Origin of the sequence: Neisseria shayeganii 871, assembly GCF_000226875.1 — a bacterium.
In the GTDB taxonomy this organism is placed as follows: Bacteria; Pseudomonadota; Gammaproteobacteria; order Burkholderiales; family Neisseriaceae; genus Eikenella; species Eikenella shayeganii.
On the sequence record NZ_JH164926.1, the window covers coordinates 1,250,410 to 1,257,717 of the forward strand.

General features: G+C 53.0%; 6 protein-coding genes. 3 read left to right on the plus strand and 3 right to left on the minus strand.

Annotated elements, in window-relative coordinates; translation table 11 throughout:
* Positions 1 to 90: 90 nt before the first annotated feature.
* From fusA to rpsL, 3 genes are all read right to left on the minus strand, one after another.
* Entirely contained in the window at positions 91 to 2,193 is a 2,103-nt protein-coding gene (fusA, locus tag HMPREF9371_RS05745; RefSeq protein WP_009119032.1) for an elongation factor G, read from the minus strand.
* 24 nt (positions 2,194 to 2,217) lie between these two features.
* Positions 2,218 to 2,688, minus strand: a complete 471-nt coding sequence (rpsG, locus tag HMPREF9371_RS05750; protein WP_009119033.1) for a 30S ribosomal protein S7 — start codon at positions 2,686 to 2,688, stop codon at positions 2,218 to 2,220.
* A 128-nt stretch (positions 2,689 to 2,816) separates the two neighbouring features.
* The gene (gene rpsL / locus HMPREF9371_RS05755; protein ID WP_002218431.1) at positions 2,817 to 3,188 is read right to left on the minus strand and encodes a 30S ribosomal protein S12; all 372 of its coding nucleotides are present in this window, start codon (positions 3,186 to 3,188) and stop codon (positions 2,817 to 2,819) included.
* Positions 3,189 to 3,457: 269 nt separating this feature from the next.
* Between rpsL and galU the strand changes: the two genes are divergently transcribed.
* The 3 genes from galU (at position 3,458) to rpoH (ending at position 7,185) form a co-directional block, all read left to right on the plus strand.
* Positions 3,458 to 4,348: a UTP--glucose-1-phosphate uridylyltransferase GalU gene (gene galU / locus HMPREF9371_RS05760; RefSeq protein ID WP_009119035.1), complete on the plus strand. Its 891-nt coding sequence runs from the start codon at positions 3,458 to 3,460 to the stop codon at positions 4,346 to 4,348.
* A 191-nt stretch (positions 4,349 to 4,539) separates the two neighbouring features.
* Positions 4,540 to 6,123 carry an apolipoprotein N-acyltransferase gene (gene lnt / locus HMPREF9371_RS05765; RefSeq protein WP_009119036.1) on the plus strand — a complete coding sequence of 528 codons (1,584 nt, stop codon included), beginning with the start codon at positions 4,540 to 4,542 and terminating at the stop codon, positions 6,121 to 6,123.
* Between the two features lie 210 nt (positions 6,124 to 6,333).
* Positions 6,334 to 7,185 carry an RNA polymerase sigma factor RpoH gene (gene rpoH, locus HMPREF9371_RS05770; RefSeq protein ID WP_040660859.1) on the plus strand — a complete coding sequence of 284 codons (852 nt, stop codon included), beginning with the start codon at positions 6,334 to 6,336 and terminating at the stop codon, positions 7,183 to 7,185.
* Positions 7,186 to 7,308: the final 123 nt, after the last annotated feature.

The following is a 7,308-nucleotide window of genomic DNA, read 5'->3' on the forward strand; positions in this document are numbered from 1 at the left end:
AGCTAATTCCTTCATTTAATAAAGATCACAAAGAACAAAGGCTACCTGAAAATCATATCATCAGGCATTTTCAGGCAGCCTGACGACCGATTAGCCCTTACGCGCCTCGGTCACTTGGGCGGCAACATGTGCAGGCGCTTCCGCATACTTCTTGAACTCCATGGAGTAAGTGGCACGGCCTTGGGTGGCGGAGCGCAAGTCGGTAGAGTAGCCAAACATTTCAGCCAACGGCACCTCGGCACGCACCTTCTTGCCACCAATACCGTCATCATCCATGCCCAGTACGATGCCGCGACGACGGTTCAAGTCACCCATCACATCGCCCATATACTCTTCAGGCGTTTCCACTTCGACCGCCATGATCGGCTCCAACAGAACCGGGCTGGCTTTTTTCATACCTTCTTTGAAGGCCATAGAAGCAGCCAATTCAAAGGCGATTTGAGAAGAGTCCACATCATGGTAAGAACCAAAGATCAAGCGAACGCGTACATCTACCACGGGGTAGCCTGCAACAATACCGTTCGGCAAGGTATCGCGAATACCTTTATCGCAAGAGGGGATGAATTCACGCGGAATCACACCACCTTTAATCTCATCGATAAATTCGTAACCTTCGCCACCCGGCTCCAAAGGCTCCATTTTGATCACCACGTGACCGTATTGACCTTTACCGCCAGACTGTTTCACGTGCTTGGCTTCAGATTCCACTTCTTTGCGGATGGTTTCGCGGTAAGCCACTTGCGGCGCACCTACATTCGCATCCACACCAAATTCACGCTTCATACGGTCAACAATAATTTCCAAGTGCAGTTCGCCCATACCGGAAATAATGGTTTGACCGGATTCTTCATCGGTACGCACGCGGAAAGAAGGGTCTTCTTTTGCCAGGCGATTCAAAGCAATACCCATTTTCTCTTGGTCGGCTTTGGTCTTCGGCTCGACCGCCACGTGAATCACCGGCTCAGGGAATTCCATACGCTCAAGAATAATGGGGGCATCTTCAGCACACAGGGTTTCACCGGTAGTCACGTCTTTCAAACCGATGGCTGCGGCAATATCACCGGCACGCACTTCTTCGATTTCGGTACGGTCTGCCGCAGTCATTTGCACCAAACGGCCGATGCGCTCACGGGTACCTTTTACCGAGTTGATCACGCTGTCACCGGATTTCACTACGCCTGAATAAACACGGATGAAGGTCAACTGGCCAACGTATTTGTCGTTGAGCATTTTGAACGCCAAAGCAGAGAATTTTGCGTTGTCGTCTGCCTCACGGGTGGCTTTTTCGCCATCGGGCGTTTCGCCTTGTACCGGCGGAATATCGGTCGGAGCAGGCAGCAGCTCAACAACCGCATCCAACATACGTTGCACACCTTTGTTTTTGAAAGCTGAGCCGCACAACATCGGCTGAATTTCGCCAGCCAAAGTACGTTGGCGCAAGCCAGCAATGATCTCTTCTTCGCTCAGCTCGTCGCCGCCCAGGTATTTATCCATCAACTCTTCGCTGGCTTCAGCAGCGGCTTCAATCATGTTTTGACGCCACTCTTCGGCAGTAGCCACCAAATCAGCCGGGATATCGCCGTATTCGAAAGTGGTGCCTTTGTCGGCCTCATTCCAAATGATGGCTTTCATCTTCAGCAGGTCAACTACGCCTTCGAAGCTATCTTCCGCACCTACCGGCACCACGATGGGCACAGGATTGGCACGCAGACGGGTTTTCATTTGCTCCACCACGCGGAAGAAGTTGGCACCTTGGCGGTCCATCTTGTTCACGAAAGCCAAGCGGGGAACTTGGTATTTATTGGCTTGACGCCACACGGTTTCAGACTGGGGTTGAACACCACCTACAGCGCAGTACACCATAACCGCACCATCCAAAACACGCATAGAACGTTCTACTTCCACGGTAAAGTCAACGTGTCCGGGAGTATCAATGATGTTGAAACGGTGCTCCGGGAACTGGCCGGCCATACCTTTCCAGTAAGAGGTAACAGCAGCAGAAGTAATGGTAATACCACGCTCTTGTTCTTGTTCCATGTAGTCGGTGGTAGCCGCACCATCGTGCACCTCACCCAGTTTATGGGTCAGACCGGTATAGAACAGGATACGTTCGGTAGTGGTGGTTTTGCCCGCATCAATATGGGCAGAAATGCCGATATTGCGGTACAGGCTAATTGGGGTTTTACGAGCCATTTTGGTCGCCTTTCTAAATATGGATTAGAAGCGGAAGTGTGAGAATGCTTTGTTGGCTTCAGCCATACGGTGTACTTCTTCACGTTTCTTCATGGCGCCGCCACGGCCTTCAGCCGCATCCATCAACTCACCAGCCAAACGCAAATCCATGGATTTTTCACCGCGTTTACGGGCTGCATCACGCACCCAACGCATCGCCAAAGCCAAACGGCGTGAAGGACGAACCTCAACAGGAACTTGGTAGTTGGCACCACCGACACGGCGGCTCTTCACTTCCACAACAGGTTTAGCATTGGCGATGGCCTCATTGAACACCTCAATGGCAGCTTTGCCGGTTTTCTTTTCAATTTGTTCCAACGCACCGTAAACAATACGCTCGGCAACAGATTTCTTGCCGTCAATCATCAACACGTTCATGAATTTAGTCAATTCAACGCTGCCGAATTTCGGATCCGGCAATACATCGCGCTTGGGAACTTCTCTACGTCTTGGCATTTTAATTCCTTAAAATATCTATTCAGTTGGGGCAACCCCATGAATGCCCATACACAAGCATTCACTTACTCGGCCGCACATTTGCATCATGCTAAACGGCAAAGCCGACGTGCCATGGTTTATTTAATTTACTTGGGGCGTTTGGCACCGTATTTGGAACGAGCTTGTTTACGGTCTTTCACGCCAGCGGTATCCAAAGAGCCGCGAACGGTATGGTAACGCACACCAGGCAAGTCTTTCACACGACCGCCGCGAATCAGCACTACGCTGTGCTCTTGCAGGTTGTGGCCTTCACCGCCGATGTAGGAAATCACTTCAAAACCGTTGGTCAGGCGAACTTTACACACTTTACGCAAAGCAGAGTTCGGCTTTTTAGGGGTGGTAGTGTACACACGGGTACATACGCCGCGTTTTTGCGGGCACGCTTCCAGTGCGGGCACTTTATTTACGTACACGGGCTTTTGACGGCCTTTGCGTACCAATTGATTGATAGTTGGCATATTTTCTCGTCCTGTTGAGTTAAAATATTCTGCCGGCACCATGCCGACAAGAGCGGAATTATATGCCGCCAAGCAAGAGCGGGTCAACGAACGAAATCAAAAAACGTCGATTTCTCGGTATTTTAACCACAAAACCTCATCACATCTGCCCGCACTCACTCACCACTCTTTGTTTTATCCACCACAGTTTTTCAGGTAGCCTTCTGCTATAATCCGCGCCCGGTTTGCCATCCGTTACCACTTAAAATCAACGAAACTAGAGAATCCATATGCCGACAAATGCTTTTCCAAATATTAAAAAAGCGGTTTTCCCCGTAGCCGGCATGGGCACACGGTTTTTGCCCGCCACCAAAGCCAGCCCTAAAGAGATGCTGCCGATTGTTGACAAGCCGCTGATTCAATATGCCGTAGAAGAAGCCGTGGCCGCCGGCTGCACGGAGCTGATTTTCGTAACCGGCCGTAACAAACGCAGTATTGAAGATCATTTCGATAAAGCTTACGAACTCGAAAGCGAGCTGGCGCAACGCAATAAAACCGCCTTGCTGGCACATGTCCAAGATATTCTGCCCGCAGGCGTAACCTGCATGTATATCCGCCAGGCCGAAGCACTCGGTCTGGGTCATGCGGTGTTGTGTGCACAGGCAGCGGTTGGCAACGAACCTTTTGCGGTGATTTTGGCTGATGACTTGATCGACGCCCCGCAGGGCGCCATCAGCCAGATGGTTGAAATTTACCAACAAACCGGCAACAGCGTTTTGGGCGTGGAAACCGTGGAACCGTCGCAAACCGGCTCATACGGCATCGTGGAAGTCCATTCTTGGCAACAACACCAACGCATCAGCAGTATTGTGGAAAAACCCAAACCGGAGGAAGCCCCTTCCAATCTGGCAGTAGTGGGTCGTTACTTACTCACGCCGCGCATTTTCGACTTGCTCACCACCATCGGTCGCGGAGCAGGTGGCGAAATCCAACTAACCGACGGCATTGCCAAGTTGCTGGAGCACGAGCCGGTATTGGCACATGCCTTTGAAGGCAAACGTTACGACTGCGGCAGCAAACTGGGCTACCTGGAAGCCACATTGGCCTATGGCTTGAAACATCCGGAGACTGCCGAAACTTTCCGAAGCTTACTGAAGTCTTACGCCGCAGACCCTGCTTAAAGTATCCAAACGGGAGGTGGCCGACCTCCCGCTCATCCTGCACGGTTAACCGGCCTTATAGAATAGAGAACAAGCCCGGAACAGCCACGCTTCGGTTCCTCCGGATATCTTGATAAAAATCCGACACCTCACCGAATGACCTATAAAAATCCAAATTCATCTCCTTCCATCAAAAAAGGCTACCTGAAAACATGAGCCCAGCCGCCCGCTTGGATGATTGCTTCCGCCGTCCGCTTGCTTATTGGCCGTCATTGTTTCTGATTGCCGCCGCCACCCCGTTCGCTTTTGCTCCTTACTACCAGTTTTGGCTGATGCCCCTGCTGTTGGCCGCCCTTATTTTCCTGACCGAGCTACGCCCGACCATCAGCGTCCGCAGCGCCTACCTCTTCGGCCTAATCGGCTATACCGCCCAGTTTTATTGGGTACACACCGCACTGCACGATGTCTCCGGCCTGCCCAACCTATACGCCCTGCCCCTTACCCTGCTGCTGCCCGCCTACTTAGCCCTCTATCCCGCCGCCTGCTTTTGGCTACTGGAAAAATCGGCCTTATCTCGCCCTTGGCGCATCGGTCTGCTGCTGCCCCTATTGTGGACATTGACCGAATTTGCCCGCGAACGCGCCCTTACCGGATTCGGCTGGGGTGCCTTGGGGTACAGCCAAATTGCCGACTTCTCCCCTCTGGCCGGCTACGCCCCTGTCGGCGGCCTGCATTTGGTTACCTTGGTTTGCGCCTTCTCCGGCGCTTGGCTGTTCCTTTGCCTGCGCAGCCATTTTTGGCGTCAACGCTTTTTCTACACACTCCTGCTCGGCATGCTCTTCGGCGGCGGCTGGTTGTTGCGCCACACCGCATTCACCACGCCCGACGGCAGCAGCAACAGCGTCGCCCTAGCCCAAGGCAATGTACCGCAAACCCTGAAATGGCAGCCAGAACAACTCTCCGCCACCATTCAAAACTACTACGAACAGGTAGCCCGCACACAGGCGGACATCCTCATCCTACCTGAAACCGCCCTCCCTCTTATGCGGCAGGATTTACAAACCCATCATCCGGGCGTGCTCGACCAATTTGCCTACGAAGCCCAACGCAACGGCAGCGCCTTAGCCATCGGCATGGCACAATACAATGCCGAGCGCACAGGCTACCTGAACGCCGTACTCAATCTCAGCCACTACCATCCCGACCGGCCGGACGACATTCCCTACTATGCCAAAGACCATTTGGTGCCCTTCGGTGAATACAAGCCCCTGCCCGCGCTGACTGAGCCGCTCTATAAAATGATGAACATGCCCTTGGCCGACTTCGACCGCGGCGGGACCAGTCAAGCTCCTTTGGAGCTGGCCAGGCAAAAAGTCGCCTTCAATATCTGCTACGAAGACGGTTTTGGCGACGAACTCATCGCCTCGGCCAAACAATCCAGCCTGTTGGCCAACGTCAGCAATATGGCTTGGTACGGCCAATCCAACGCCATGTTCCAACACCTACAACAATCACAAACCCGCGCCCTTGAGCTTGGCCGCTACATGGTACGCGCCACCAACACCGGCGCCACCGCCATCATCAACCCACAAGGCCGCATCGTGGCTGCCGCCAAAGCCGACACCCGCATGGTGCTGGAAGGCACCGTCCAAGGTTATCAAGGCCAGACCCCTTTTATGCGCATGGGTGGCTCGCTGCCTTTCATCGGCTTCTGCTTGGCCCTCGCCCTTACGCTGCTCCTGCTTGGGCGAAAGCAAGCGGCACCATCGAATAAGCCAAACCAGCCGTTCAACTAGGGCACACCCACCATCATCCCAAATTCCCGAGTGATTCGATCAAATTTAAAAAATAAATAGTATTTATAAAAATACAAAATTTTACCTATTGATAAACCAAGCTCACAGGGTTTTGGTGTTTAATATGGCTTCGTGGAAATGGTGTTAGAATGCCCCGTTCGGCATCCACCGAACCACATCACATACAAGAAGGAAGCAGTATATATGACTCTGAACACCGCCTTTGCTTTGCCCGTACCCAGTGGCCACGGCAGCTTGGAGCAGTACATTCACACCGTAAACAGCATTCCTCTACTCACCCCCGAAGAAGAACATTCTCTCGCCGTGCGTCAGCAGCAAGGCGACCTAGAAGCAGCCAAACAGCTGATTCTGTCTCATCTGCGCGTGGTGGTATCCATCGCGCGCGGCTACGACGGCTACGGCTTGAATCAAGCCGACCTGATCCAAGAAGGCAACATCGGTCTGATGAAAGCGGTCAAACGCTACGAGCCCGGCCGCGGCGCACGTCTGTTTTCTTTCGCCGTACACTGGATAAAAGCCGAGATCCATGAATTCATTTTGCGCAACTGGCGCATGGTGCGCGTGGCCACCACCAAGCCGCAACGCAAACTGTTTTTCAATCTGCGCAGCATGCGCAAAAGCCTGAGCGCCCTGTCTCCGGAAGAAGCGCAAACCATCGCTGACGATTTGGGCGTAAAAATGAGCGAAGTGCTGGAAATGGAACAGCGCATGACCGGTAAAGATGTAGCACTGCTGGCCGACAACAGCGACGATGAGGACAGCTACGCCCCCATCGATTGGCTGGCCGACAACCACAACGAGCCCACCCAGCAAATCGCCCAAAAAGCCCATCACCTGCTGCAAACAGAAGGCTTGCAAAATGCGCTGGCCCAACTCGACGACCGCAGCCGCCGCATCGTGGAGAGCCGCTGGTTGCAAGATGATGGCGGCCTCACGCTTCACGAGCTGGCGGCCGAATACGGCGTATCGGCAGAACGCATCCGCCAAATCGAAGTCAAAGCCATGCAAAAGTTGCGCGGCTTTCTCACGGAAGATGAATAAGCTTAAACAATCCATTTAGCTATATAAAAATCATCCCCCCAATATCTTAAGATATTGGGGGGATGATTGATTGCCCGGTTTTCAGGTAGCCCGGCGCCTCGGTAAACAGCCCGAGACCTTTGC

What these genes read in the sequence shown, in the direction of transcription:
- fusA (WP_009119032.1), bottom strand. Translation starts at nt 2,193, where the DNA reads ATGGCTCGTAAAACCCCAATTAGCCTGTACCGCAATATCGGCATTTCT.
- rpsG (WP_009119033.1), bottom strand. Translation starts at nt 2,688, where the DNA reads ATGCCAAGACGTAGAGAAGTTCCCAAGCGCGATGTATTGCCGGATCCG.
- rpsL (WP_002218431.1), bottom strand. Translation starts at nt 3,188, where the DNA reads ATGCCAACTATCAATCAATTGGTACGCAAAGGCCGTCAAAAGCCCGTG.
- galU (WP_009119035.1), top strand. Translation starts at nt 3,458, where the DNA reads ATGCCGACAAATGCTTTTCCAAATATTAAAAAAGCGGTTTTCCCCGTA.
- lnt (WP_009119036.1), top strand. Translation starts at nt 4,540, where the DNA reads ATGAGCCCAGCCGCCCGCTTGGATGATTGCTTCCGCCGTCCGCTTGCT.